Annotated in this window: 21 protein-coding genes, 1 tRNA gene and 2 pseudogenes; 15 read left to right on the top strand and 9 right to left on the bottom strand. The window is 70.3% G+C overall.

Annotation, left to right across the window (positions count from 1 at the left end):
* Nucleotides 1–96 precede the first annotated feature (96 nt).
* The 3 genes from DY218_RS10960 to glmS all read left to right on the top strand — a co-directional run bounded on the left by DY218_RS10960 (nucleotide 97) and on the right by glmS (nucleotide 3305).
* Nucleotides 97–1005, top strand: a complete 909-nt coding sequence (locus DY218_RS10960; protein ID WP_128555757.1) for a DUF4429 domain-containing protein — start codon at nucleotides 97–99, stop codon at nucleotides 1003–1005.
* 140 nt (nucleotides 1006–1145) lie between these two features.
* A complete protein-coding gene (locus DY218_RS10955; protein ID WP_128555784.1) occupies nucleotides 1146–1403 on the top strand; it encodes a hypothetical protein in 258 nt (85 codons plus the stop codon).
* Nucleotides 1404–1490: 87 nt separating this feature from the next.
* Nucleotides 1491–3305 (top strand): glutamine--fructose-6-phosphate transaminase (isomerizing), encoded by a 1815-nt coding sequence (gene glmS, locus DY218_RS10950; protein WP_128555756.1) that lies wholly within the window; start codon nucleotides 1491–1493, stop codon nucleotides 3303–3305.
* A gap of 390 nt (nucleotides 3306–3695) precedes the next feature.
* On the opposite strand, the gene DY218_RS10945 is transcribed toward glmS, so the two are convergent.
* A complete protein-coding gene (locus DY218_RS10945) occupies nucleotides 3696–4220 on the bottom strand; it encodes a universal stress protein (protein WP_128555755.1) in 525 nt (174 codons plus the stop codon).
* Nucleotides 4221–4702: 482 nt separating this feature from the next.
* Here DY218_RS10945 and DY218_RS10940 point away from each other — a divergent pair, with 482 nt between their 5' ends.
* The 4 genes from DY218_RS10940 (at nucleotide 4703) to DY218_RS10925 (ending at nucleotide 7498) form a co-directional block, all read left to right on the top strand.
* Nucleotides 4703–5077 carry a hypothetical protein gene (locus DY218_RS10940; RefSeq protein WP_407703600.1) on the top strand — a complete coding sequence of 125 codons (375 nt, stop codon included), beginning with the start codon at nucleotides 4703–4705 and terminating at the stop codon, nucleotides 5075–5077.
* A 434-nt stretch (nucleotides 5078–5511) separates the two neighbouring features.
* The gene (locus tag DY218_RS10935; RefSeq protein ID WP_128555754.1) at nucleotides 5512–6714 is read left to right on the top strand and encodes a helix-turn-helix domain-containing protein; all 1203 of its coding nucleotides are present in this window, start codon (nucleotides 5512–5514) and stop codon (nucleotides 6712–6714) included.
* A gap of 5 nt (nucleotides 6715–6719) precedes the next feature.
* Nucleotides 6720–7322: an oligoribonuclease gene (orn, locus tag DY218_RS10930; RefSeq protein WP_128555753.1), complete on the top strand. Its 603-nt coding sequence runs from the start codon at nucleotides 6720–6722 to the stop codon at nucleotides 7320–7322.
* Nucleotides 7323–7425: 103 nt separating this feature from the next.
* Nucleotides 7426–7498 (top strand) — tRNA-His (locus DY218_RS10925).
* A gap of 70 nt (nucleotides 7499–7568) precedes the next feature.
* Here the strand turns inward: DY218_RS10925 and DY218_RS10920 are convergent.
* A complete protein-coding gene (locus DY218_RS10920; protein WP_128555752.1) occupies nucleotides 7569–8633 on the bottom strand; it encodes a LacI family DNA-binding transcriptional regulator in 1065 nt (354 codons plus the stop codon).
* Between the two features lie 261 nt (nucleotides 8634–8894).
* Here DY218_RS10920 and DY218_RS10915 point away from each other — a divergent pair, with 261 nt between their 5' ends.
* The 4 genes from DY218_RS10915 to DY218_RS10900 all read left to right on the top strand — a co-directional run bounded on the left by DY218_RS10915 (nucleotide 8895) and on the right by DY218_RS10900 (nucleotide 13731).
* On the top strand, nucleotides 8895–10247 hold the full coding sequence (locus DY218_RS10915) for an ABC transporter substrate-binding protein (RefSeq protein ID WP_128555751.1): 1353 nt from the start codon (nucleotides 8895–8897) through the stop codon (nucleotides 10245–10247).
* A gap of 5 nt (nucleotides 10248–10252) precedes the next feature.
* Nucleotides 10253–11266, top strand: coding sequence for a carbohydrate ABC transporter permease (locus DY218_RS10910; protein WP_128555750.1), 1014 nt, complete (start codon nucleotides 10253–10255; stop codon nucleotides 11264–11266).
* Nucleotides 11263–12174 (top strand): carbohydrate ABC transporter permease, encoded by a 912-nt coding sequence (locus DY218_RS10905; protein WP_128555749.1) that lies wholly within the window; start codon nucleotides 11263–11265, stop codon nucleotides 12172–12174. The genes DY218_RS10910 and DY218_RS10905 overlap by 4 nt, the downstream gene beginning before the upstream one ends.
* Nucleotides 12175–12291: 117 nt before the next feature.
* Complete coding sequence (locus tag DY218_RS10900; RefSeq protein ID WP_128555748.1) at nucleotides 12292–13731, top strand: GH1 family beta-glucosidase; 1440 nt, start codon at nucleotides 12292–12294, stop codon at nucleotides 13729–13731.
* 106 nt (nucleotides 13732–13837) lie between these two features.
* Here the strand turns inward: DY218_RS10900 and DY218_RS10895 are convergent, their stop codons facing one another.
* The 4 genes and pseudogenes from DY218_RS10895 to DY218_RS10885 form a co-directional block, all read right to left on the bottom strand.
* Nucleotides 13838–14887 (bottom strand): chitinase, encoded by a 1050-nt coding sequence (locus DY218_RS10895; RefSeq protein ID WP_128555747.1) that lies wholly within the window; start codon nucleotides 14885–14887, stop codon nucleotides 13838–13840.
* A gap of 126 nt (nucleotides 14888–15013) precedes the next feature.
* Nucleotides 15014–15210, bottom strand: a pseudogene (locus DY218_RS35020) (ATP-binding protein); the annotation flags it as partial.
* A 1-nt stretch (nucleotide 15211) separates the two neighbouring features.
* The coding region (locus DY218_RS10890) for a sensor histidine kinase (protein ID WP_233521494.1) at nucleotides 15212–16452 on the bottom strand (1241 nt) is incomplete at its 3' end.
* Nucleotides 16449–17141 (bottom strand): response regulator transcription factor, encoded by a 693-nt coding sequence (locus tag DY218_RS10885; RefSeq protein ID WP_199566694.1) that lies wholly within the window; start codon nucleotides 17139–17141, stop codon nucleotides 16449–16451. The genes DY218_RS10890 and DY218_RS10885, both read right to left, overlap by 4 nt.
* A gap of 78 nt (nucleotides 17142–17219) precedes the next feature.
* On the opposite strand from DY218_RS10885, the gene DY218_RS10880 reads away from it, so the two are divergent.
* Nucleotides 17220–17786, top strand: coding sequence for a hypothetical protein (locus tag DY218_RS10880; protein WP_128555745.1), 567 nt, complete (start codon nucleotides 17220–17222; stop codon nucleotides 17784–17786).
* 62 nt (nucleotides 17787–17848) lie between these two features.
* Here DY218_RS10880 and DY218_RS10875 read toward each other — a convergent pair whose 3' ends face one another.
* Together DY218_RS10875 and DY218_RS10870 are read right to left on the bottom strand one after the other, a co-directional pair.
* On the bottom strand, nucleotides 17849–18703 hold the full coding sequence (locus DY218_RS10875) for a spermidine synthase (RefSeq protein ID WP_233521493.1): 855 nt from the start codon (nucleotides 18701–18703) through the stop codon (nucleotides 17849–17851).
* A 63-nt stretch (nucleotides 18704–18766) separates the two neighbouring features.
* On the bottom strand, nucleotides 18767–19231 hold the full coding sequence (locus tag DY218_RS10870; protein WP_233521492.1) for a hypothetical protein: 465 nt from the start codon (nucleotides 19229–19231) through the stop codon (nucleotides 18767–18769).
* A gap of 416 nt (nucleotides 19232–19647) precedes the next feature.
* Between DY218_RS10870 and DY218_RS10865 the strand changes: the two genes are divergently transcribed.
* A complete protein-coding gene (locus tag DY218_RS10865) occupies nucleotides 19648–21045 on the top strand; it encodes a hypothetical protein (protein WP_128555744.1) in 1398 nt (465 codons plus the stop codon).
* 114 nt (nucleotides 21046–21159) lie between these two features.
* Here DY218_RS10865 and DY218_RS10860 read toward each other — a convergent pair whose 3' ends face one another.
* A complete protein-coding gene (locus DY218_RS10860; RefSeq protein WP_128555743.1) occupies nucleotides 21160–21759 on the bottom strand; it encodes a histidine phosphatase family protein in 600 nt (199 codons plus the stop codon).
* Nucleotides 21760–22074: 315 nt separating this feature from the next.
* On the opposite strand from DY218_RS10860, the gene DY218_RS10855 reads away from it, so the two are divergent.
* On the top strand, nucleotides 22075–23052 hold the full coding sequence (locus DY218_RS10855) for a phosphatase PAP2 family protein (protein WP_128555742.1): 978 nt from the start codon (nucleotides 22075–22077) through the stop codon (nucleotides 23050–23052).
* A pseudogene (locus DY218_RS10850) lies at nucleotides 23003–23359 on the top strand (hypothetical protein); the annotation flags it as partial. The gene DY218_RS10855 and the pseudogene DY218_RS10850, both read left to right, overlap by 50 nt.

The raw sequence follows: 23359 nt of genomic DNA, 5'->3' as shown, positions 1-23359 counted from the left end.
AACCTCCTCATGGCTACCGGCACACCAGGGCCCGGTCAAGGGGTGTAGACCAATTTTGAACGACCGGCCCGACAGGCCTGATGACAGAATCGCGGCATGGCGGAAATCATCCAGCGCGACGGGACCTGGACCTTCGACGGCGAGACCCTGCGGATCGTCCCGGGCCGCGACAAGGGGGTGAGCCTGCTGCGCAAGACCCTCGGCGAACTGGCCGTCCCCGTAAGGGCAGTGGCCGCCATCTCGTTCGAGCAGGGCAAGAAGTCGGGGCGGCTGCGGCTCCGGCTGCGGGACGGCGCGGATCCGCTGCTCCAGGTCACGCACGGCAAGCTCGAGGACGCCTCGGACCCCTATCAGCTGACCGTGGACTCCGACCGCTACGGAGTCGCCGAGTACTTCGTGGACGAGGTGCGCAACGCCCTGCTCCTCGAGCAGGTCCCGTCCGAACCGAGCGACAGCTATCTGCTGCCCGGTCCCGCGGTGCCGCTGTCGGCGACCGCCGGCGACGGCACGGTCTCCTTCGACGGTGAGCAGATCCGCCTCGAGTGGAAGTGGAACGCCGAGGAGGCCAAGTCCGCGGCCGGCGCCCGCTCCCTCGCCCTCAGCGATCTCGCCACCGTCGAGTGGCATCCCGCGGTCGGCTGGGAGAACGGCTACCTCCGCTTCACCGTGCGGCACGCACCGACCAAGGCCCCGCCGAAGTACGACCCGAATTCGGTGGAGCTCTTCGGCTTCAAGAAGGACCCCCTGATGGCCTTGGTGGCGGCCGCGGTACGGGCCCGGATGCCGCACCCCGCGAGCCCGGAACCGACAGCTGCCATCGCCGGACCCGCGTCGCCCACCCCTTCCGCTGATACGCCCGGCGCCACCCGCTCCCCCGCCCCTGCGAACGACGATCACGACGCGCTCCTGCGCCGGCTGCGGGAGCTGGGCGAGCTGCACCAGTCGGGAGTGCTCACCGACGAAGAGTTCAGCCTCGCCAAGCAGGCGGTACTCAAGCGCCTCTGAAGCCCTCCGCCGGACGGAACCCGACAGAACCCGACGGAACCCGACCGCGCGCCCGACCGAACACCCATGGAACGCCACGATCCTGCCCGGATTCGGGCAGGATTCTTGCGATGCACTCGCCCATACCCCAGGATCGTCGAGTGCACGAGGACCTGGTCGACCACCTGACGCGCAGCACCTCCCTCCAGCGGGGCGAGGCCCTGCGGGTCATCCAGGACGTCCTGGCGTACTTCGACGAGACCGCCGAGGACTACGTCCGCCGCAGACACCGCGAACTCCAGGCCCAGGGCCTGCTGAACGCGGCGATCTTCGAGCAGATCGCCGGCGAACTCGACTACCGCGCCGTGGCACCGCCCGAGCTCTCCCTCAGACAGCTCCGCCGCATCGTCTACGGCTGACCACCACCCTCGCGAAAAGCCCAGCCCGGGCCGAGCCCCCGAGCCCCCAAGACCGAGCAGAGCACCCCGAGAAGAGGACCAACACCCATGTGCGGAATCGTCGGATACATCGGCAAACGCGATGTGGCTCCCCTGCTGCTCGAAGGCCTGCAGCGCCTCGAGTACCGCGGCTACGACTCGGCCGGCGTGGTGATCACCGGCAAGTCCGGCGGCCTGAAGATGGTCAAGGCCAAGGGCCGCGTACGTGATCTGGAGTCCCGTGTCCCCAAGCGGTTCGCGGGCACCACCGGCATCGCGCACACCCGCTGGGCCACCCACGGCGCCCCCTCCGACGAGAACGCCCACCCGCACCTGGACGGCGAGTCCAAGGTCGCCGTCGTCCACAACGGCATCGTCGACAACGCCTCCGAGCTGCGCGCCAAGCTCGTCGCCGACGGCGTGGAGTTCCTCTCCGAGACCGACACCGAGGTGCTCACCCACCTGATCGCCCGCTCCCAGGCCCCGACCCTGGAGGAGAAGGTCCGCGAGGCCCTCCGCCTCGTCGAGGGCACGTACGGGATCGCCGTCCTGCACGCCGACTTCACCGACCGCATCGTGGTGGCCCGCAACGGCTCCCCGGTCGTGCTCGGCATCGGCGAGAAGGAGATGTTCGTCGCCTCGGACGTGGCCGCGCTCGTCTCGCACACCCGCCAGGTCGTCACCCTCGACGACGGCGAGATGGCCACCATCAAGGCCGACGACTTCCGTACGTACACCACCGAGGGCTCCCGCACGACGGCCTCGCCGACCACCGTGGAGTGGGAGGCCGAGTCGTACGACATGGGCGGCCACGACACGTACATGCACAAGGAGATCTCCGAGCAGGTCGACGCCGTGGACCGGGTGCTGCGCGGCCGTATCGACGACCGGTTCTCCACCGTCCACCTGGGCGGACTCAATCTGGACGCCCGCGAGGCGCGCACCATCCGCCGGGTGAAGATCCTCGGCTGCGGTACCTCGTACCACGCGGGCCTGATCGGCGCCGGACTGATCGAGGAGCTCGCGCGCATCCCCGCGGACGCGGAGCCGGCCTCCGAGTTCCGCTACCGCAATCCCGTCGTGGACCCCGACACGCTCTATGTCGCGGTCTCCCAGTCCGGTGAGACGTACGACGCGCTGGCCGCCGTGCAGGAACTCAAGCGCAAGGGCGCCCGGGTGCTCGGCGTGGTCAATGTGGTGGGCTCGGCGATCGCCCGCGAGACCGACGGCGGCGTGTACGTGCACGCGGGGCCCGAGGTCTGCGTGGTCTCCACCAAGTGCTTCACCAACACCGTCGTCGCCTTCGCCCTCCTCGCCCTGCACCTCGGCCGCATCCGGGACCTGTCGGTCGCCGACGGCAAGCGGCTCATCGCCGGCCTGCGCAAACTGCCCGAGCAGATCTCCGAGATCCTCCAGCAGGAGGACGAGATCAAGAAGCTCGCCGAGGAGTACGCGGACGCCAAGTCGATGATGTTCATCGGCCGGGTGCGCGGCTACCCGGTGGCACTCGAGGCCTCCCTGAAGCTCAAGGAGATCTCCTACATCCACGCCGAGGCGTATCCCGCCTCGGAGCTCAAGCACGGCCCGCTCGCCCTCATCGAGCCGGCCCTGCCGACGGTGGCGATCGTCCCCGACGACGACCTGCTCGAGAAGAACCGCGCGGCGCTCGAGGAGATCAAGGCCCGCAGCGGCCGGATCCTCGCGGTCGCCCACCAGGAGCAGGAGAAGGCCGACCACACCGTGGTGGTGCCGAAGAACGAGACCGAGCTCGACCCGATCCTGATGGGCATCCCGCTCCAACTCCTCGCCTACCACACGGCGTTGGCCCTCGGCCGGGACATCGACAAGCCGCGCAACCTGGCCAAGTCGGTGACGGTCGAGTAGTCGGCCGCTTCCGGATCCGGCCGCTCCCGTCCGGTGCCGGCGGGGAGCATACGGGAGCGGCCCCCTGCGTGTGCCACCACGCACTCAGGGGGCCGCTCCCTTCGGATGCCGGGATCGCCCTAACCCCGGCCTCAGGCTGCCGCGCGCCGGCGGCCGTCACCCACCGGCCGGCAGCTCGCCGACCCGGCGTCACCGCGTGGACGCCCGTGCCTGATACGTACCCGCGGCAAGGGCGCACAGCACCTCTACGCGCGGGTAGATTCCGTTGATCCGGAAGGAAGTTGACGGCCCGACAGGCCGATATGAGCAGGCCCGCAGCCGCGTTACGGAATGAGGCGCGGGCTGAGGAACCGGCTGGGCGCCGACTGGGGCGGCGGCTGCGGACGCCGGTCAGGGAATGACGACGACGGGGCGCTGCGCGCGCTTGGCGAGCCGGCCCGCCACCGATCCGAACATCCGCCCCACGAGCCCGTGTGTGGAGCCGACGACGATGGCGTCCGCCTCGTACTCCCGGCCCACTTCCTCGAGTTCGTGACAGATGTCGCCGCCGCGCTCGACCAGGATCCAGGAGACCGAGCCGAGATAGTCCGCACAGGCCAGCTCGAGGCCGAGCACTTCGGTGCGGTGATCGGGGACGTCGACGAACACCGGCGGTTCGCAGCCCGCCCAGACGGTGGTCGGCAGCCGGTTGGCCACGTGCACGATGATCAGGCCCGAGCCCGTGCGGTTCGCCATGCCGATCGCGTACGACAGGGCCCGCTCGCTCGAGGTCGATCCGTCGAAGCCGACGACGACACCGTGCCGGAAGGCCGGATCGCAGGGGTGACGTGCTTCTTCCGCCGCCAGGGGGTCGACCGTGGGATCGGTGACCTGCCGCTTGCGGTCCGTGGGTTCAGGGAATTCGTGACCGGCCATCGGTGTCTCGGCGAAGAAAGTCCTCGGTGGAGGGCGGCTGCTGTGGTCTCTGCGGCTGCCGGGGCGGCCACGTGGTCGGAGGAACGGTGTGGAGCGGGGACGATGCGTACTGGACGGGCGGTCGGACGACAGGGATGCCTGTCCGGGATTCATCTTCCCGACCCCATACCCCCAAGGGTACGGCGACACTCCTGCCCTGCCCAGTTCCCGCAAGGGTTCCGCGGCATTCCAGGGAGCATGCACGAGGTCGCCCCGGATGGCAACGGTCGCTGGCAGGTACAGCATTCTGGCCCGCTTCTGCCCCGTATCAGCAGGTGTAAGCCGTGTAAGCCCCTTGAATCGCCGGATGCCCCAGGAACCCCACCACCGGCCGGCTCCCTCCGCGTCCGTTCCGGGGCCGCGTCACCTCGCCGCCCCACGGACAGTGACCGGCCGGAAGGCGTGACGTTGAACGGGAGACATCGAGCCAGAGGGAGCACGCAGTGCCCGGACCGTCCCCCGCATCCACCGGATCGAGCGACCCGGCGCCCGAGACGGCACCGGAGGCCGACACCGTCGGGGATCTGGTCCGCTGGGCCGCCTTCAGCTGCGTCCTGGTGCCGGTGGTACTCGTGATCTACGGCACCGGGCTGCTCGGCACCGCGGAGGCCGCGCTCGGCCTGGCGGCCGTCACCGGGGTGTGCCGGGTGCTGCTCCGCCGTTGCGAGCGCGGTGCGCGGAGCGACGCGGCCGGTCCTGCCGAAGGGACGCCCGCACTCCCGGCGGACCCACCGTCCGCCGGCGCCGTGGACCTGCCGCGAGCCCGACGCGACAGGGCGCACACAGGGGCGCACAGCAGCGGTCGACACTCGGCTTGAATTACGCGCGGCGCTGACTTGATCCGACTGTGCGCCCCCGTCTACTTTCAGCCAAACTCCGGCAGTGCCCGGAGCGTTGGCACTCCGGGCCTCCAACCCCCTTACCACCAGGGCTGAAAGGGGTGGAGCGGGTCGACGCACCCTACGGGGACCGGCCATGGATCCGAGGCGTACTTCCACGGAACGCCCTTGAGTGCCACGCTTCGTGATCGAATGCTTCACGCCAAGTTGCCTTGTCGACAATGTGTCGAGTCCTGAACTGGTCACGCAGGCCCCACGGGACGCAGTAGATTCGATCATGACCGTCTGGGCGGGGGACTCGTGCAGGACCGAGGGACTGTGACAGGGACTGTGATTGTGAAGGACCGTGCGCAGGACCGAGGGAGCCAGCGACACAGTCGAGGAGCCGCGACTATCGAGGGGGGCTTAGCACCGTGAGCCACGACTCCACTGCCGCACCGGAGGAGGCAAGGAAACTCACCGGACGCCGACGCAGGGAAATCGTCGCCGTGCTGCTGTTCAGCGGCGGCCCCATCTTCGAGAGCTCCATCCCGCTCTCGGTGTTCGGGATCGACCGCCAGGACGCCGGCGTACCGCGGTATCGCCTCATGGTCTGTTCCGGCGAGGAGGGGCCGCTCAGGACGACCGGCGGACTCGAACTCACCGCGCCACACGGCCTGGAGGCCATCGCGAAGGCCGGCACCGTCGTCGTCCCCGCATGGCGGTCCATCACCTCCCCGCCACCCGCGGAGTCGCTCGAGGCGCTCCGCCGGGCCCACGAGGAGGGCGCACGGATCGTCGGCCTGTGCACCGGAGCCTTCGTGCTCGCCGCCGCCGGACTGCTCGACGGCCGCCCGGCGACCACCCACTGGATGTACGCACCCACCCTCGCCAAGCGCTACCCGTCGGTGCACGTCGACCCGCGCGAGCTCTTCGTCGACGACGGCGACGTCCTCACCTCCGCGGGCACCGCCGCCGGCATAGACCTCTGCCTGCACATCGTGCGCAGCGACCACGGCAGCGAGGCCGCCGGGGCACTCGCCCGCCGCCTCGTCGTACCACCGCGCCGCAGCGGCGGTCAGGAGCGCTACCTCGACAGGTCTTTACCGGAGGAGATCGGCGCCGACCCGCTCGCCGAGGTCGTCGCCTGGGCACTCGAGCACCTCCACGAACAGTTCGACGTGGAGACCCTCGCCGCGCGCGCCTACATGAGCCGGCGGACCTTCGACCGGCGGTTCCGCTCGCTCACCGGCAGCGCCCCCCTGCAGTGGCTGATCACCCAGCGGGTACTGCAGGCCCAGCGGCTGCTCGAGACCTCCGACTACTCGGTGGACGAGGTCGCAGGCCGCTGCGGCTTCCGCTCACCGGTCGCCCTGCGCGGGCACTTCCGCCGCCAGCTGGGGTCCTCCCCCGCCGCGTACCGCGCCGCCTACCGGGCGCGCAGGCCGCAGGGCGAGCGCCCCGTCGAGGCCGAGCTCGCGGGACCCGTACCCGCGCAGACCAGACGCACGGCCGCAGCAGTGGCACTCGGAGCGACCGGCACGCCGGTGGCGTCGGACGGTGGCAAACCCACCTCCGACGCCTACGCGCCCGCCCGCCCGACGCTGCCCGGCCAGCGGGAGCGCCCCGTAGGGTGAGACATATGAACGATCGCATGGTGTGGATCGACTGCGAGATGACCGGGCTCTCGCTGACGGACGACGCACTTATCGAGGTGGCCGCACTGGTCACCGACTCGGAGTTGAACGTACTCGGCGACGGCGTGGACATCGTGATCCGCCCGCCGGACGCGGCCCTCGAGACGATGCCCGAGGTGGTGCGCGACATGCACACCGCCTCGGGCCTCCTCGAGGAACTCGCCGCCGGCACCACCCTCGCCGACGCCGAGGACCAGGTCCTGGCGTACGTACGCGAACACGTCAAGGAACCGGGCAAGGCGCCGCTCTGCGGGAACTCCGTCGGCACCGACCGCGGCTTCCTGCTGCGGGACATGCCCGACCTCGAGGGCTACCTGCACTACCGCATCGTGGACGTCTCCTCCGTCAAGGAGCTCGCCCGGCGCTGGTACCCGCGGGCCTACTTCAACAGCCCCGAGAAGAACGGCAACCACCGGGCACTCGCCGACATCCGCGAATCCATCGCCGAACTCCGCTACTACCGGGAAGCCGTCTTCGTACCGCAGCCCGGTCCCGACTCGGACACCGCCAAGCGCATCGCCGCACAGCACGTGCTGCCCACCGAATAGCAGCCACCGCGCGGTGCCCACAGGCGCCCGCAAAAGGGGTGCGCGAGCACCCGTCCGGACCCTGTACACTTTTTCTCGGCCGGTCGGAAACGACCCGGTCATGGTGGGTGTAGCTCAGTTGGTAGAGCACCTGGTTGTGGTCCAGGTGGCCGCGGGTTCAAGTCCCGTCACTCACCCTCGAGGGTCAAGGCCCGGTCTGCTTCACGCAGACCGGGCCTTGATCGTTCTCCAGGCCGGGATTCGCGCTCAGGACGATTCCCGCACCACCAGAGCGTTCGGCAGCACCAGCTGCTCCCTGCCCCGACGGCCGGCCGCACCGGCGCGCCGACGCCCGGGCGCCGCGATCTCCTCGATCAGCAGCCGCGTCATCTCCCGCCCCATCTCCTCGATCGGCTGCCGCACACTCGTCATCGGCGGATCCATGTGCCGCGCGATCGCCGAATCGTCGAAGCCGACCAACGCCACATCCTGCGGTATTCGCCGGCCGGCCGACCGCAGGACCTGGCGCGCACCCGACGCCATCACATCCGAGCCGGCGAACACCGCGTCCACATCAGGGCGCCGCTCGAGCAGCTCCGCAGTCGCCTGCCGGCCGCCCTCCTCCGTGAAGTCCGCGGGGCACACCAGCTCCTCGTCCACTTCACGACCCGCCTCCACCAGCGCCGCCCGGTAGCCGTCCAGACGGCGCTGCGCCCCGTACACATCGAGCCGCCCCGTGATCGTGGCGATCGAGCGGCGGCCACGGGCCACCAGATGCGCCACCGCATCCCTCGCGCCCCCGAAGTTGTCCGAATCGACGGAGGTCAGCGTCTCCTCCGCAGAGCGGCGACCACTGATCACCGCCGGCATCCCCGACTGCTCGAGCAGATCCGGCAGCGGATCGTCCGCATGCACCGAGACGAGCAGCACCCCGTCCACCCGCTGCGCCGCCAGGTACTGGGCCAGCCGCTGGCGCTCCCGATCACTGCCCGCAAAGGTCAGCAACAGCTGGAACTCCGTCTCCGCCAGGGCGATTCCCACCCCGTGCACGATGTCGGAGAAATACGGCTCGGCGAAGAAACGGCGTTCCGGCTCGGGCACCACAAGGGCGATCGCGTCCGTACGATTGCCGGCCAACGCCCGCGCCGCGTTGTTCGGCACATAGCCCAGCTCCGCGATCGCCGCCTCCACCGCGGCCCGGGTGCGCTCACTCACCCGTGGAGAGCCATTGATGACCCGCGACACCGTCCCCCGGCCGACCCCGGCATGCGCGGCCACCTCCTCCAGCGTGGGGCGACGCCCGCTCCATGTACGCGGTTGACGCGTGGTCATGCCTTCCTCCCAACACAGTGCGCCGGATTCCCGGCACCGGCGGCAAACTAACAGCCCTATAACCGAAGGGACTCCGGCTGTCCGGTCCCTTGACACCCCCGAACCGAACCGCGACCCTTCAAGACATCACACATGGGAGCGCTCCCACAGTACTGGAGTCATACACAACCCGCACGTTCCCGCCCGAGCCGCAACCCGGGTCCTGCACCGTGCCGCAACGGTGCCCCAAGGCGGCACAGGACAGGGCACAAGGAGGACGCAATGCGCATCACCGTGCCGAACAGAAGGGCCTCGTCCCCCCGCCGCAGGAGCCGCAGACTGGTGGCCGTCGCCGCCGTCGCCGCCCTCGGCGCCGGACTGCTGGCCGGCTGTGCCGAGGACTCGGACGACGGCGGAAGGGCCGGCTCGGGCTCCAAGGACGGCAAGACCACCATCAAGGTCGGAGTGTTCGGCGTCTTCGGCCTCAAAGAGGCCGGGCTCTACGACGAATACATGAAGAAGAACCCCGACATCGTCATCGAGCAGACCTCCATCGAGCGCAACGAGAACTACTACCCGAGGCTCCTCACCCGCCTCGGCGCCGGCAGCGGCCTCGCCGACATCCAGGCCGTCGAGGTCAACAACATCGCCGAGATCGTCGAAACCCAGTCCGACAAACTCGTCGACCTCAGCAAGACCCCCGGCGTCGACAAGAACAAGTACCTCGACTGGAAGTGGCAGCAGGGCACCACCAAGGACGGCAAGACCGTCGGACTCGGCACCGACATCGGCCCCCAGGGCATCTGTTACCGCAAGGACCTCTTCAAGAAGGCCGGGCTGCCCACCGACCGCGACAAGGTCAGCGAACTCTGGGCCGGCGACTGGAACAAGTACCTCGAAGCCGGAAAGAAGTACAAGAAGAACGCCCCCAAGAACACCGCGTTCGTCGACTCCGCGGGCGGCGTCATGGCCGCCGTCACCGGCAGCTACGAAGACCGCTACTACGACAAGAGCGGCGAGATCATTTACAAGTCGAACCCACGCGTCAAGGAAGCCTGGGACCTCGGCGTCGACTTCGCCGAAGAAGGACTGACGGCCAAACTCCAGCAGTTCCAGAAGACTTGGGACCAGGCCTACGCCAACGGCACCTTCGCCACCGTCTCCTGCCCCGCCTGGATGCTCGGCTACATCAAGGGCAAGGCCGGTGAGAAGGGCGAGGACCAGTGGGACGTCGCCCAGGCCCCCATGCCCAGCAACTGGGGCGGCTCGTTCATCACCGTGCCCAAGGCCGGCAAGAACACCGAAGAGGCAGCCAAGCTCGCCGCCTGGCTGACCGCACCCGAACAGCAGGCCAAGCTCTTCGACAAGCAGGGCAGCTTCCCCAGCGCCTCCGCCGCCTACGACCTGCCCCAGGTCGCCGACGCCAAGCACCCGTACTTCAGCGACGCCCCCATCGGGAAGATCTTCGCCAAGGCCGCCGAAGGAGCACCCGTCCAGATCCTCGGCCCCAAGGACCTGATCATCGCCCAGAACCTCGGCGACGTCGGCATGCTCCAGGTCGACCAGAAGGGCACCTCCTCCGAGGAAGCCTGGAAGGCCGCCACCAAGGCGATCGACAACGCGCTGGACAAGTGACCCGTATGGCAAGCGAATCCCGCACCGCCGCGCCCTCCCCGACCGGGGAGGGCGCGGCCCCGCGCCCCGAGGACACGCCGCCCAAGAGCGACGCCCGCCGCCGCGAACGACGCAGCCGGCGCTACCGCCTCGACGTCAAATGGAGCCCGTACGCCTACATCGCGCCCTTCTTCCTCTTCTTCGCGGCGTTCGGACTCTTCCCCCTGCTCTACACCGGCTGGGCCTCGCTCCACCGCGTGGAGCTCACCGCGCCCACCGACATGGAATGGGCCGGACTGCACAACTACTCCCGACTCCTCAGCGACGAATTCTTCTGGAACGCGCTGAAGAACACCTTCACCATCGGGATCATCTCCACCGTGCCGCAGCTCCTCATGGCGCTCGGCATCGCCCATCTCCTCAACTACCGGCTGCGCGGCTCCATGTTCTACCGCGTCGCCGCCCTCACCCCGTACGCCACCTCCGTGGCCGCCGCGACCCTCGTCTTCGCGCTCCTCTTCGGACGCGACTACGGGATGATCAACTGGGGCCTCGGCCTCATCGGCATCGACAACATCGACTGGCAGACCGGCGACTGGACCTCCCAGATCGCCGTGTCCAGCATCGTCATCTGGCGCTGGACCGGCTACAACGCCCTCATCTACCTGGCCGCCATGCAGTCCATCTCGCACGACCTCTACGAATCGGCGGCACTCGACGGCGCTTCACGGTGGCGGCAGTTCATCCATGTCACGCTCCCCCAGTTGCGACCCACGATCCTCTTCACCTGTGTCGTCTCGACGATCGGCGCCGTCCAACTCTTCGGAGAACCACTGCTGTTCAGCGGCAGCGGCGCCACCGGCGGAGCGAACCACCAATACCAGACCCTCGGCCTCTACCTGTACGAACAGGGCTGGGTGAACCTGCACCTCGGCCGGGCCTCCGCCATCGCCTGGGCCATGTTCCTGATCCTGCTGCTGATCGGTGCCGTCAACTGGCTGATCGCACGGCGGCTGCGCAAGAGCGAGGGGGACTCGTGACCACGCTCACGGACACCGAGCCGAAAACACCGGACCTCAAGACCGCACGCGGGGCCAGGCGCCTCGTACGCGGACCGCGAGCCGGACGCCAACTCCACGGCGGCAAATGGACCTACGTCGCCCTTGTCCTGGTGACGGTGATGTCCCTCTTCCCTCTGGTGTGGACGGCGATCGCCGCCTCCCGGAGCAACTCCCGGCTCGCAGAGACGCCGCCACCCCTCTGGTTCGGCGGCAATCTCTTCAAGAACCTCGAGTTCGCCTGGCACGAAGCGAACATGGGGACAGCCCTACTGAACACACTGGTCGTGGCCGGCACCGTCTCCATCGGCACAGTGCTCTTCTCCACCCTGGCGGGCTTCGCCTTCGCCAAACTGCGCTTTCGTTTCAAGAACCTCCTCCTGCTGCTCGTCATCGGAACGATGATGGTTCCCCCGCAGCTGAGCGTCGTACCTCTGTACATGCTCATTGCGGAACTGCACTGGACCGATCAGCTCCAGGCCGTGATCCTGCCGACCCTGGTCACCGCCTTCGGTGTGTTCTTCATGCGGCAGTACCTGCTGCAGGCCCTCCCGACCGAACTGATCGAGGCGGCGCGCGTCGACGGCGCCAGCAGCATCCGCATCGTCTGGCACATCGTCTTCCCGGCCGCCCGGCCCGCTATGGCCGTGCTCGGCATGCTCACCTTCGTCCAGGCTTGGAACGACTTCTTCTGGCCGATCATCGCCCTGACCTCGTCCGGCAATCCGACCGTACAGGTCGCCCTCACCGGTCTGGCCCAGGGATTCGACCCGGACCAATCGGTGATCATGGCGGGGGCTCTGCTGGGAACGCTGCCGCTGCTCATCGCCTTTCTTGTGTTCGGGAAGCAGATTGTGGGCGGGATCATGCAGGGGGCGGTCAAGGGGTGACGGTTGGGGTGGGGGCCCTCCCCCTCCCCACCCGCCCCTCCACCTCGCACGACCTGACCCCGGCTCATCCCCCCCCCTTCCCGTACGACTGCCCACACCGACCTTGGGAGCGCTCCCGTGTCCGATGCGAAGTTGAGCTTCCCCCCGGAGTTTCTCTGGGGTGCCGCAACCGCCGCCTACCAGATCGAGGGCGCTGCCCAGGAGGACGGCCGCACACCGTCCATCTGGGACACCTTCAGCCGTACGCCGGGGAAGGTCCTCGGCGGGGACACCGGCGATGTGGCCTGCGACCACTACCACCGCTGGCGCGAGGACGTCCGGCTGATGGCCGATCTCGGACTGCGGACCTACCGCTTCTCGGTGTCCTGGCCACGTGTCCAGCCCACCGGCCGCGGTCCGGCCGTGCAGCGCGGTCTCGACTTCTACCGGGAGCTCGTCGACGAGCTCCTGGAGAACGGCATAGAACCGATGCTCACCCTGTACCACTGGGACCTGCCGCAGGAGTTGGAGACGTCCTTCCCCAGTGGTGACAGCGCGGGCGGGGGCTGGCCGGAGCGCGACACCGCTCACCGCTTCGCCGACTACGCCCGAATCGTCGGCGAGGCGCTGGGCGACCGTGTCCGGATGTGGACGACGCTGAACGAGCCGTGGTGCAGTGCGTTCCTCGGTTACGGCTCAGGGGTGCACGCCCCGGGCCGGACCGACCCCGCTGCCGCCCTGCGCGCGGCGCACCATCTCAACCTCGCGCACGGCCTGGGCGCCCAGGCCCTGCGTTCGGTGTTGCCGGCGCGGGCGCGGCTCGGCATCAGCCTGAATCCGAGTGCGGTGCGGCCCTTGACCGATTCAGCGGCGGACCGTGACGCTCAGCGTCGTATCGATGCCCTTGCGAACCGGGTGTTCTCCGGTCCGCTGCTCAAGGGTGCGTACCCCGGGGATCTGCTCACCGATACGGCGTCGGTCACTGATTGGTCCTTCGTGCGGTCCGAGGACCTTGCTGTCATTCATCACCCCCTCGATTTCCTGGGTATCAACTACTACGCACCGGCGGTGGTGTCCGGTGGTGCCGACCCGTCCGCTCCCCGCCACGACGGGCACAACTCCGCTGATCACTCCCCTTGGCCCGCAGCTGATTCGGTGGCCTTCCATCGGGCGCCGGGCGAACTCACCGCGATGGACTGGCCGGTGGATCCGTCCGGACTGACCGACCTTCTCCTGAGATACACCGCGGAGGCTCCGGGGGTTCCACTTTTTGTCACGGAGAATGGGGCGGCTTTCGACGACAAGCCGAATGCTGCAGGTCAGGTCCATGATCCTGACCGGATCCGGTATCTGGATGCGCATCTGCGGGCGGTGCACAAGGCGTTGGAGGCGGGCGCGGACGTGCGCGGGTACTTCCTGTGGTCGCTGCTCGACAACTTCGAGTGGGCGTACGGCTACAGCAAGCGGTTCGGTGCGGTGTACGTCGACTACGAGACGCAGCGCCGGGTGCCGAAGTCGAGTGCGTACTGGTACGCGAAGGCGGCGGCATCGGGCCGGCTGCCGGATGTGGAGGACTGACGGCGGGCCGCAGGCGCAGGCGCGTGCCCCGGTCGGAGTGGGGGGAAGTCCGGCCGGGGCACGCTGTGTGGGGGGAAGGGATTCGCTTTTCGGGGGTGGGGCGGGGTTACTTGTAGGCGGCGAAGGCCTCGGTGAAGGCGAGGGGTTCCTGTTCGATGGAGCTGCAGGTGGGCGAGACCTCGGTGGAGCCGTCCTCGCAGGCCTTGTCGCGGGTCGAGGACCACATGGAGAGCCAGCCGATGCCCTTGTCCTGGGCGAATTCGACGAGTTGGGGTGCGTCGTCGAGCTGGAAGATCTCGGTGGTGACGTCGTTGACGCCGATCATGGGGGTGATGGCGACGGTGGCCCAGGCTTCGGTGTCGTCGAGGCCGAGGGCGTCCTTGAGTTGGCCCTGGGTGGCGGTGGCTGCCTGGATGGCGTAGTCGCCCATGTCGTCGCTGTAGGCGGGGCCGTAGTCCATGGCCATGATGTTGACGGCGTTGATGGTGACGCCGTTGTCCTTGGCGTCGGCGAGCAGGTCGACGCCGGGCTGGGTGAGGCCTTCGGGCATCACGGGCAGGGTGAAGGAGACGTCGAGGTCGGGGTGGTCCTGCTGGAGTTGGGCGATGGCCTGGGCGCGGCGGGTGTTGGCCTCGGTGTCCGGGAGTGCGGCGCCCTCGATGTCGAAGTCGACCTTGGTGAGGTCGTAGGCGTCGACGACCTTGCCGTAGGCCTCGGCGAGTTCGTCGGCGCTGCTGCAGTTGAGGGCGAGTTCGGAGCCGGCCGCGCCGCCGAAGGAGACGCGTACGTCGCCGCCCTGGGCGCGCAGATCGCCGATCTGGTCGGCGACGGGGTTGTTGTCGAGTTCGGTGCTGCCGCCCCACAGGGGTGCGCAGCTGCCGCCGGAGGTGATGAAGGCGAGGTTGTACTCCTTGACGCCGGTGGCTTCGGCGGTGGCGAGGAGGTCGTAGGCCGGTTCGAGTGAGGTGTCGACGAAGGGGGCGAAGCCGCCGGCCTCGGCGGTGGGCTTGGCTGCGGCTTTGGCGGTGGGTTCGTCCTTGGTGGCCTGGGCGGTGCTGGTGAGCGTGAGGGCGGCGGCGCCTATGGCTGCGGCGGCGAGGGCTGCGCCTGCCGCCTTGGTCTTGCCGCTGATCCGGCGCCGGTGGGTGTTGCTCATGTGTGCCGCCTTGGTGGTGTGGGGGTGGGTGCGGCAGCACGTTAGCGATGTGGAATCGGACAATCAGCTTGTTGTGGACGGGAGTTGGGGAGTTTAGGGGTCGCTTAAGGAAGCGTTCGGAGGCGGTTAAGAGCGGCGGCCTGCGGTGGGGCGCCGGCGGCGGCGTACGGTTCCGCGGTGGCCGCGGCGGGCGGTGGCGGGGGTGCGCTGGTCGAGTTGGATCCAGACGCGGATTTCGGTGCCGCCGAGCATGGAGCGTCCGATGGTGACGTCGCCGCCGGTGGTTTCGGCGAGGCGGCGGACGATGTCGAGGCCGAGTCCGGNGTGGTTTCGGCGAGGCGGCGGACGATGTCGAGGCCGAGTCCGGTGGAGCCGGCGGTGCCGTTGCTGCGGCCGCGGGCGAGGGCGGATTCGGTGTCCTGGATGCCGGGTCCGGCGTCGGAGACGAGGAGGATGACGGCGCCTTCGCCGTGGTGGACGTCGACGGCGAGTGCGGTGCCTTCGGGGGTGTGGCGGAAGACGTTGCCGAGGAGTGCGTCGAGGGCGGCGACGAGGTCGGCGCGGGCGACGGGGATGCGTGCGGGGGTGTCGACTCCGGCGACGCGTACGGTGCGGGCCTCGTCCTCGGCGAGTGCGGACCAGAAGGCCATGCGGTCGCGGATGACTTCGGCGGCGTCGCAGCCGGCGGCGGGTCCTGCGGGTGCGGTCTGGGGTTTGGCGTCGCGGGCGGTGCGGATGATGGTGTCGACTTCGTGCTCGAGCTGTTCGACGGCTGCGCGGGTCTGGTCGGCTGCGGGGGTGTCGCCGAGGGAGGCGGCGTTGAGGCGCAGGACGGTGAGGGGGGTGCGGAGCCGGTGGGAGAGGTCGGCGGCGAGTTCGCGTTCGTTGGCGAGGAGTTGGACGACCTGGTCGGCCATGGCGTTGAAGGCGGTGGCGGCTTGTTTGAGTTCGGTGGGGCCGTCTTCGGGTACGCGGGCGCCGAGTTTGCCGTCGCCGAGTGCGTGGGCGGCGGCGACGAGTTCTTTGGCGGGTTGGACGAGTCGTATGCCGAGGCGGTCGGCGACGGCGACGGAGCCGATGATGAGGGCGACGCCGACGCCGGCGAGGACAAGCCAGGCGGTGGTGACGCCGTTGCTGACTTCGCCTTCGGGTACGAAGACTTCGACGATGGCGATCTCGCCGCTGCTGAGGGCGGTGGGTTGCAGGAGTGCGGAGCCGCCGGGTGCTTCGGTGGTGGAGGCGCGGCCGAGTTTGCGGGTGGTGTCGAGGTCTTCGAGGGTGGCTCTTCGGCGGCCGATCTCGATGGCGGCTTCGTCGCCGACGGCGGGGACGTGGACGGCGAGTTGTCCGTCGGAGCCGGCTTGGGTGGACATGACGGCGCGGGTGAGCTGGGTGCGGTCGGTGGTGATGGAGAGGGTGGGGCCGAGAGCGGCGGCTTGGCGTTCGGCGTTGGAGAAGGCTCGGTCGGAGGCCATTTCACGGATGACGAGTCCGAGGGGGATGGCGAAGGCGACGACGACCATGGTGGTGACGGCGAGGCAGACCTTGACGAGCGCCCATCTCATTGCGGCGGTTCCAGTTTGACGCCGACGCCGCGGAGGGTGTGCAGATAGCGGGGTTGTGCGGCGGTTTCGCCGAGTTTGCGGCGGAGCCAGGAGAGGTGGACGTCGATGGTCTGGTCGTCGCCGTAGGACTGCTGCCAGACCTCGGCGAGGAGTTCCTTGCGGGGTACGACGACTCCGGGGCGGCCGGCGAGGAAGGCGAGCAGGTCGAATTCGCGGCGGGTGAGGTCGAGCGGGGTGTTGTCGAGGGTGGCTTGGCGGCGCAGCGGGTCGATGGAGAGGCCGCCGACCTCGATGACGCGGGTGACGGGTGCATCGGTGGTGCTGCCGGTGCCGGAGCGGCGCAGGACGGCGGTCATGCGGGCGGAGAGGTGCTCGACGGAGAAGGGTTTGGTGAGGTAGTCGTCGGCGCCGTCGTTGAGGAGGCGGACGATCTCGGCTTCGTCGTCGCGTGCGGTGGCGATGATGACGGGGACGTCGGTGATGCCGCGGAGCATCTTGAGGGCTTCCGATCCGTCGAGGTCGGGCAGCCCGAGATCGAGGATCACGACGTCGAACCGGAAATGGGCGACCTCGCGCAGCGCCTCGAGGGCGGTGCCGACGCTCCGTACGGTGTGGGAGGCGTCGGTCAGGTGCCGGATGAGGGCGGAGCGCACGAACTGGTCGTCTTCCACGACGAGCACACTTGCCATGGGCGGCACCGTACGCCATTCGGGGGACGGGGCGCTGTGGAGGACAGGGCGCGGCCGGATGGTGCAGTATGACCGGCGATGCAACGAGGACTGGTGCACACATTGGCGTGGACGCTCGCCACGGGCGCGGCGGTCACGCTGTCGTGGTGGGGTGTGCACACGGTGATGTCGGGCACGGTGTACGACCCTCCGCGGGCGGTGCCGATCGCGGGGGCGGCGTCGGACGGGTCGGGTGCGGCGAGTCCGCAGGTGTCGTCGACGCGGCGGCCGAGTGCTTCGCCGGAGGGCGGTGAGCCGAGCAAGTCGCCGGGGGGCGGGAAGTCCGGTGCGGGTGGTGGGGGCAAGGGTGATTCGGCCGGCCGTTCGCCGTCGAAGTCGCCGTCCGCCTCGCCGAGCGGTGGTGGGTCGGGTCCGGCGTCGAGTGGCCGGGTGAAGGGCTACTCGGTGGATGGTGGCCGGGTGGTGTTCGACATGCGGGCGGCGTCGGCGGAGTTGGTGTCGGCGACGCCGAATGCGGGGTGGGAGATGCAGGTCTGGAAGCAGGAGTCCTGGATCCGGGTGACGTTCACTCGGGAGGGCCGGGAGATCTCGGTGTTCTGTACGTGGCACGCGCATGCGCCGTTGGTGGAGATCGACGAACGGTGAGTCGTGCGGCCGCCCCTGGACGGGCGGCTCGGGCGTGGGCGGCGGCTCGGGCGTGGGCGGGCTCAGCGTCGGAAGGCGCCGGCGGGTGGGGCCGGTGATGCGGTGGCGCTCGCGTCGTGGACGGCGGTGGCGCCGCCGGTGAAGTCGAGGAGTCCGCGGCCGTGTTCCACTCGGCCGGGGTGGGGGTCGGAGGCGATACGCCGGGTCATTTCGGTCAGCGGCAGTGGTTGGTCGGAGGCGACGAGGACGGCGTTGCCGAAACGTTTTCCGCGTAGTACGGCCGGGTCGGCGGCGAGGGCGAGTTCGGTGAACCGGTGGGCGGCGGTGGCGATCTGGCCGCGGAGGTAGCCGAGCGGGGGGCCGTCGGCGAGGTTGGCGACGTAGGTGCCGCCGGGGGCGAGGACGCGGTGGACTTCGTCGAGGAATTCGGTGGTGGTGAGGTGGGCGGGGGTGCGGGCGCCGCTGAAGACGTCGGCTATGAGGAGGTCGGCCCAGCCGTCCGGGATTCTGCCGAGGCCGTCGCGGGCGTCGGTGGAGCGGATCTTCACGCGCGCGTGGGCGGCGAGCGGGAGTTCTCTGCGGACGAGTCGGACGAGGGCGGTGTCGCGTTCGACGACCTGCTGGGTGGAGCGGGGGCGGGTGCCGGCGATGTAGCGGGCGAGGGTGAGGGCTCCGCCGCCGAGGTGCACGGCGCGCAGGGGTTTGCCGGTGGGGGCGGCGAGGTCGACGATGTGGCCGATCCTGCGCTGGTACGCGAAGTCGAGATGGGCCGGGTCGTCGAGGTCGACGTGTGACTGGGGTGCGCCGTCCAGGAGCAGGGTCCACGCGCGCGTGCGTTCCGGGTCGGGGATGAGTTCGGCGAGTCCGCCGTCGACGGTTTCGACGATGGCGTCGGCGGTGCGTCTTCTCCTGCTCACCCGGCCATTATCGGTGCTGTGCCGCGGGGGCACCCTGCGGGCCCGCGGGGCCCTGTGTACGGGTCAGCCGCAGACGGGTCCGCCGGTCTCGATGATGCGGGTGGCCTCGGTGAGGGCCCGGCGCAGTTGTCCGGGGTCGGTGGCCGGGGCGCTGTCGGCGGGCGCGAGGAGCCAGCCGGTGCCGGTGACCGGGGGGTCGGTGCGGGTGTGTGCGGGGCGGGCGCAGGTCTGGGTGCAGGCGCTGCCGGGCAGCTCCCAGCGTTCGGCGGTGCCGGGGGGTACGAGGAAGCCGAGGGTGTCGCAGCTGCGGTCGTGCAGGACGGGGCCGAGGGCGGTGGCGTCGTCGCGGCGCAGGATGTCGACGGCCTCGAGGCCTTGCCGTGCGGGCACGGTGACGAGGTCCCACTGGGGTGCTGCGGGGGCCGGTGCGGGATCGGGGTGTGGCGGGGCGTAGAGGGCGTCGGCCGCGGGGCGAGTGCCTGGGCGCCGGGCGCGTGCGGTCGGCAGTGCTGCGCGGGTGATCTTCATGCCGGCCTCCAACAAGGGATCGCTCCTCGTCCGGGAGGGCGCCTCGCGGTGCCCCCGCCGTAAGGTCCAACGGCTCGCGGCGTCAACGGCTACGGCACAACACCCCCGTTTCGGATGGCGCTTCATGGCAGATCTCGCAGGAGATTTCCGGTTTGTAGGCAAACTCTGCGTACTGGTGCCGTCACAGCAGGTACCTTCGAGCCCCGCTGGGACAAGGGCGGCGCGAAGGCCGTCCGGGTGGCGGGCGCCGGCGCTGCGGGGTCGCGGCGCCGCCCGGTCGGGTCGCCGCCCGCCCCGTGCGGGACGGGGTCCGGTTCCGCCGGACGCACACGATCCGCCCGGGCGGCAGGTCCGCGCACGCACGGTCAGCACGGTCACGACCCGCACGAGCACGACCCGTACGAGAGGGCAAGGCCATGACGTCGTCAACGGTGACATCGTCAACGCGCTCCCCCCGGCCGAACGTCGCCTTCCGGCGATTGCGCGGTTCGCTGTCGCCGGGCGAGTTCGCCTCGCTCGTGCGCCGGGCCGGGCAGCAGATCGGCGAGCGGGTGTCGTGCGACGCGCGCTACATCGGCCGGGTGGAGGCGGGCGAGATCCGCTGTCCCAACTACGCCTACGAGCGGGTGTTTCTGCACATGTTCCCCGGCCGGACGCTGTCCGATCTGGGGTTCGCGTCCCGTGCGTCGGTGCGCGGCCGGGCGGCCCGTGAAGTGCCGGCCGAGCCGCCGGCGCACGCGTTCGGGCAGCACGCCCCCAGGCGCGTGGTGTCCCAGTGGTCCCCGAGAAACCCGAGTACACAGAGCGACGAGGTGAGCGACGTGCTGCGTCGCGCATTCATGACAGTCGGCGGCGCGGCCGTGGCGGCCTCGGTCGGCCGCACCGCGGAGGCCGCCGAGGCGCGGGTGCCGCGCAGAGTGGGTACGGCGGAGGCGCTGGCCCTGGAGGACGCGGTACGCCGGATCCGGCTGCTCGACGACCGGCACGGCGCGGACGGCCTGTACCGGCGGGCGTTGGGGCCGTTGCGTACGGCGCATGCGCTGCTCGACTCGGAGGCGTCACGGCAGTCGGTTTCCGAGCGACTGCATGCGGGGGCCGGCGAGTTGGCGATCTCGGTGGGCTGGCTGGCGCACGACTCGGGGCGTCTCGAGGCGGCGCGGGCGCACTACGCGGAGGCTCTTGCGACGGCGCGGATGTCGGGTGACGGGGCCCTCGAGACTCACGCGTTGTGCAACATGTCGTTCCTGGCGCGGGACGCGGGACGGCCCCGGGAGGCGGTACGGGCGGCGCAGGCGGCGCAGCGTTCGGCGCGGGCGTCGGGGTCGAGCAGACTGCAGTCGTTGCTGGCGCTGCGGGAGGCGGGCGGCTGGGCGGGGCTCGGGGACCGGGCGGGGTGCGGGCAGTCGCTGTCGCGGGCGCAGGGCCTGTTCGAGGCCGGTGCTTCGGACGCCGATCCGGAGTGGATGAGCTTCTACGGCGAGGCGGAGTTGGCGGGTCTCGAGGCGCAGTGCTGGTCGGCGCTCGGGGACTGGCCGCGGGCGGCCCGGCAGGCGGAGCGGGCGGTGGGTCTGCAGGATCCGCATTTCACCCGGAACATCGCGCTGTACACGGCGGAGGAGGCGGACGATCTGGCGCGTGCGGGAGCGGTGGACGAGGCGGCGGCGGCCGGGGGCCGGGTCCTCGATGTGCTGGGTGAGGTCGGGTCGGCGCGGATCCACTCGATACTGGCGGGCACGGCGCGGCTGTTGCGGCGCCATGGGGGCGGGGCGGGGGTGTCGGACTTCCTGGAACGGCATGCGGCGGTGGCCGGCTGAGGGTCTGCGCCTGCACGGATCAGCGAGAGGGGCCCCACGCGCGCGTGGAGGCCCCTTTTCGTGATGCCGGCCCGCGTCCCCCACGCGCGCGTGGGGGACGGCGACCGTGCGGCGTCAGGTGTCCGTGAGATGCCCGGTGTCGTTCCAGGACTCGATGGCCGGATCCCCGTAGGCCCAGCCGAGTACCGACAGGGACGTCGGGTCGAGGCGGATGCGGGCGCCGAAGTCGAGCGGCAGGCCGAGCCAGCGGGCACCGAGCGCACGCAGCAGGTGGCCGTGGGCGAAGACCAGCAGATCGCGGTCGGCGCTGCGGGCGCGGTCGACCACGGCGTCGGCGCGGGCGGTGACGTCGGCAAGGGTCTCGCCGCCGGGGACGCCGTCGCGCCACAGGAGCCAGCCCGGCTGCCGGTCCTGGATCTCGGCGGGGGTGAGCCCCTCGTAGTCGCCGTAGTCCCACTCGAGGAGGGCGTCGTACGGCTTGGCGCGATCGCCGAAGCCGGCGATGTCGCAGGTGTCACGCGCGCGTGCGAGCGGGCTGGTGAGGATCTCCGCCTCGGGCAGGCCGGACAGCGGTGGGCGGTGCAGCCGCCCGCCGACCAGTGCCGCGCCGTGCCGCCCCTGGTCGAGCAGCGGGATGTCGGTGCGGCCGGTGTGCTTCCCGGCCAGTGACCAGGCGGTCTGTCCGTGCCGGACCAGCAGGATGCGGGGTGCCATGGTGACTCTTCCGTGCGTGTTCCGCGGCGGCCCGGCGGGCTGCCGTATGCCGCTCGACGAGTGTGGAGCGGCGGGTCGCGGGACGGGTCAGCCCCGTCCCGGACCATCATCGCCCACCCGCGTCCAGGTCCTCAGGAGGTGCCCGCGGGCGGCAACCCGCAGCGCGGCACTTGCGTCTAGTACCACGCACCACGGTGCGTCCGTACCACGCACCACGGCAGCGGCGGAGGTCACCGTCCGCCCTGCCGACCTACACCGTATGGTGGTTCGCTGGCCATGCGGCCAGAAGCGATGAGGGAGAGCGAGCGAATACGTATGGGAGCGCCGCAGACCGATGCGCCGCAGGCGGCCGCGGCCCCGGACGGCATAGGCACCGAGCCTGCGGGCGGGCGTCCGCGCTGGTGGACGGAACTGCCTCTGATCGTCCTGGTGTATGCCGCCTATTCGGCGGGCCGGCTCCTCGCGCGTGGTGACGTGTCGACGGCAGTCGATCACGGTCTGGCGATCCTGCGGATCGAGAAGGCGCTGTATCTCAACGCCGAGCACCCACTGAACCGCCTCTTCACCGAGCACGCCTGGCTGGGCATACCCGCCGACTTCGCGTACGCGTCGCTGCACTATCTGGTCACGCCCGCGATCCTGATCTGGCTATTCCGGCGCAGGCCGGCGCACTACCGGATCGCCCGCACCTGGCTGATGGTGTCCACGCTGATCGGTCTCGTCGGGTTCACGCTGCTGCCGACCTGTCCGCCGCGGCTGCTCGAGGCCGGGCACGGTTTCGTCGACACGATGGCGCAGTACAGCTCGTACGGCTGGTGGGGCGCCGAGGCGAGTGCGCCGCGCGGGCTCGGCGGGATGACGAACCAGTACGCGGCGATGCCGAGCCTGCACGTGGGCTGGGCCCTGTGGTGCGGGGTGATGCTGTGGAAGCACGGACGGTCGCGGGCGGCCCGGGTGCTCGCGGTCGCCTACCCGCTGATCACGACGGTCGTGGTGATGGGCACGGCCAACCACTACTTCCTCGACGCCGCGGCGGGAGGTGCCGTGATGGCGGCCGGTCTGCTGCTCGCGCCGCGTGTGATGCGGCTCGCCGAGCGGGTCAGGACCGGGGTCGCGGCGCGGGTCAAGTCCCGTTTCGTGGCGGGCACATCGGCCGCTCCTTCCCGCGTTGTCAGTCCTGGATGTCAGACTTCCGCAGGTGAGCGAATTCCCCAACAGCGCGGGGCCGCAGGCGGCCCCGCCGATGCCGAAGCAGGAGCCGCGGGCGACGGGGCTCCGGCAGCGGCTCGCTGAGCTTCGGGGCCCTGCGGTCCCGCCGAAATCCCTCGACGCCCGCGCCCTGGCCGCCCTCGCGGCCAATCCGGGGTGCCGGCGCCGCGCCCTGCTCGACGGCGCGGGTGTGGACAAGGCGGCCCTGGCCGGGGCGCTCGGTGCGCCCTCCGGATTCGGCCAGTCCCAGTTCGCGCTCGTCCGGGGCAACGCCTTCGAGGCGCGCGTCAAGGCGGACGGCGGCGCCGAGCTGCTGCGCCTGGCGCACGGCCTGCTCGGCGGCGGCCCCGAGCCGGAGCCGGGCACGGCACGGGTCCCGGAGCTCGGCGCG

This window comes from Streptomyces triticagri, assembly GCF_003429565.1.
Lineage (GTDB): Bacteria > Actinomycetota > Actinomycetes > Streptomycetales > Streptomycetaceae > Streptomyces > Streptomyces triticagri.
Note: the sequence above shows the minus strand (reverse complement) of the source record. Positions and strands in the feature narration are given on the sequence as shown.

Bases quoted from the DNA above. Each gene is read 5' to 3' on its own strand.
- DY218_RS10960 (WP_128555757.1), top strand. From the start codon at position 97: ATGGCGGAAATCATCCAGCGCGACGGGACCTGGACCTTCGACGGCGAG.
- glmS (WP_128555756.1), top strand. From the start codon at position 1,491: ATGTGCGGAATCGTCGGATACATCGGCAAACGCGATGTGGCTCCCCTG.
- DY218_RS10945 (WP_128555755.1), bottom strand. From the start codon at position 4,220: ATGGCCGGTCACGAATTCCCTGAACCCACGGACCGCAAGCGGCAGGTC.
- orn (WP_128555753.1), top strand. From the start codon at position 6,720: ATGAACGATCGCATGGTGTGGATCGACTGCGAGATGACCGGGCTCTCG.
- DY218_RS10920 (WP_128555752.1), bottom strand. From the start codon at position 8,633: ATGACCACGCGTCAACCGCGTACATGGAGCGGGCGTCGCCCCACGCTG.
- DY218_RS10915 (WP_128555751.1), top strand. From the start codon at position 8,895: ATGCGCATCACCGTGCCGAACAGAAGGGCCTCGTCCCCCCGCCGCAGG.
- DY218_RS10910 (WP_128555750.1), top strand. From the start codon at position 10,253: ATGGCAAGCGAATCCCGCACCGCCGCGCCCTCCCCGACCGGGGAGGGC.
- DY218_RS10895 (WP_128555747.1), bottom strand. From the start codon at position 14,887: ATGAGCAACACCCACCGGCGCCGGATCAGCGGCAAGACCAAGGCGGCA.
- DY218_RS10885 (WP_199566694.1), bottom strand. From the start codon at position 17,141: ATGGCAAGTGTGCTCGTCGTGGAAGACGACCAGTTCGTGCGCTCCGCC.
- DY218_RS10880 (WP_128555745.1), top strand. From the start codon at position 17,220: ATGCAACGAGGACTGGTGCACACATTGGCGTGGACGCTCGCCACGGGC.
- DY218_RS10870 (WP_233521492.1), bottom strand. From the start codon at position 19,231: ATGAAGATCACCCGCGCAGCACTGCCGACCGCACGCGCCCGGCGCCCA.
- DY218_RS10865 (WP_128555744.1), top strand. From the start codon at position 19,648: ATGACGTCGTCAACGGTGACATCGTCAACGCGCTCCCCCCGGCCGAAC.
- DY218_RS10860 (WP_128555743.1), bottom strand. From the start codon at position 21,759: ATGGCACCCCGCATCCTGCTGGTCCGGCACGGACAGACCGCCTGGTCA.
- DY218_RS10855 (WP_128555742.1), top strand. From the start codon at position 22,075: ATGGGAGCGCCGCAGACCGATGCGCCGCAGGCGGCCGCGGCCCCGGAC.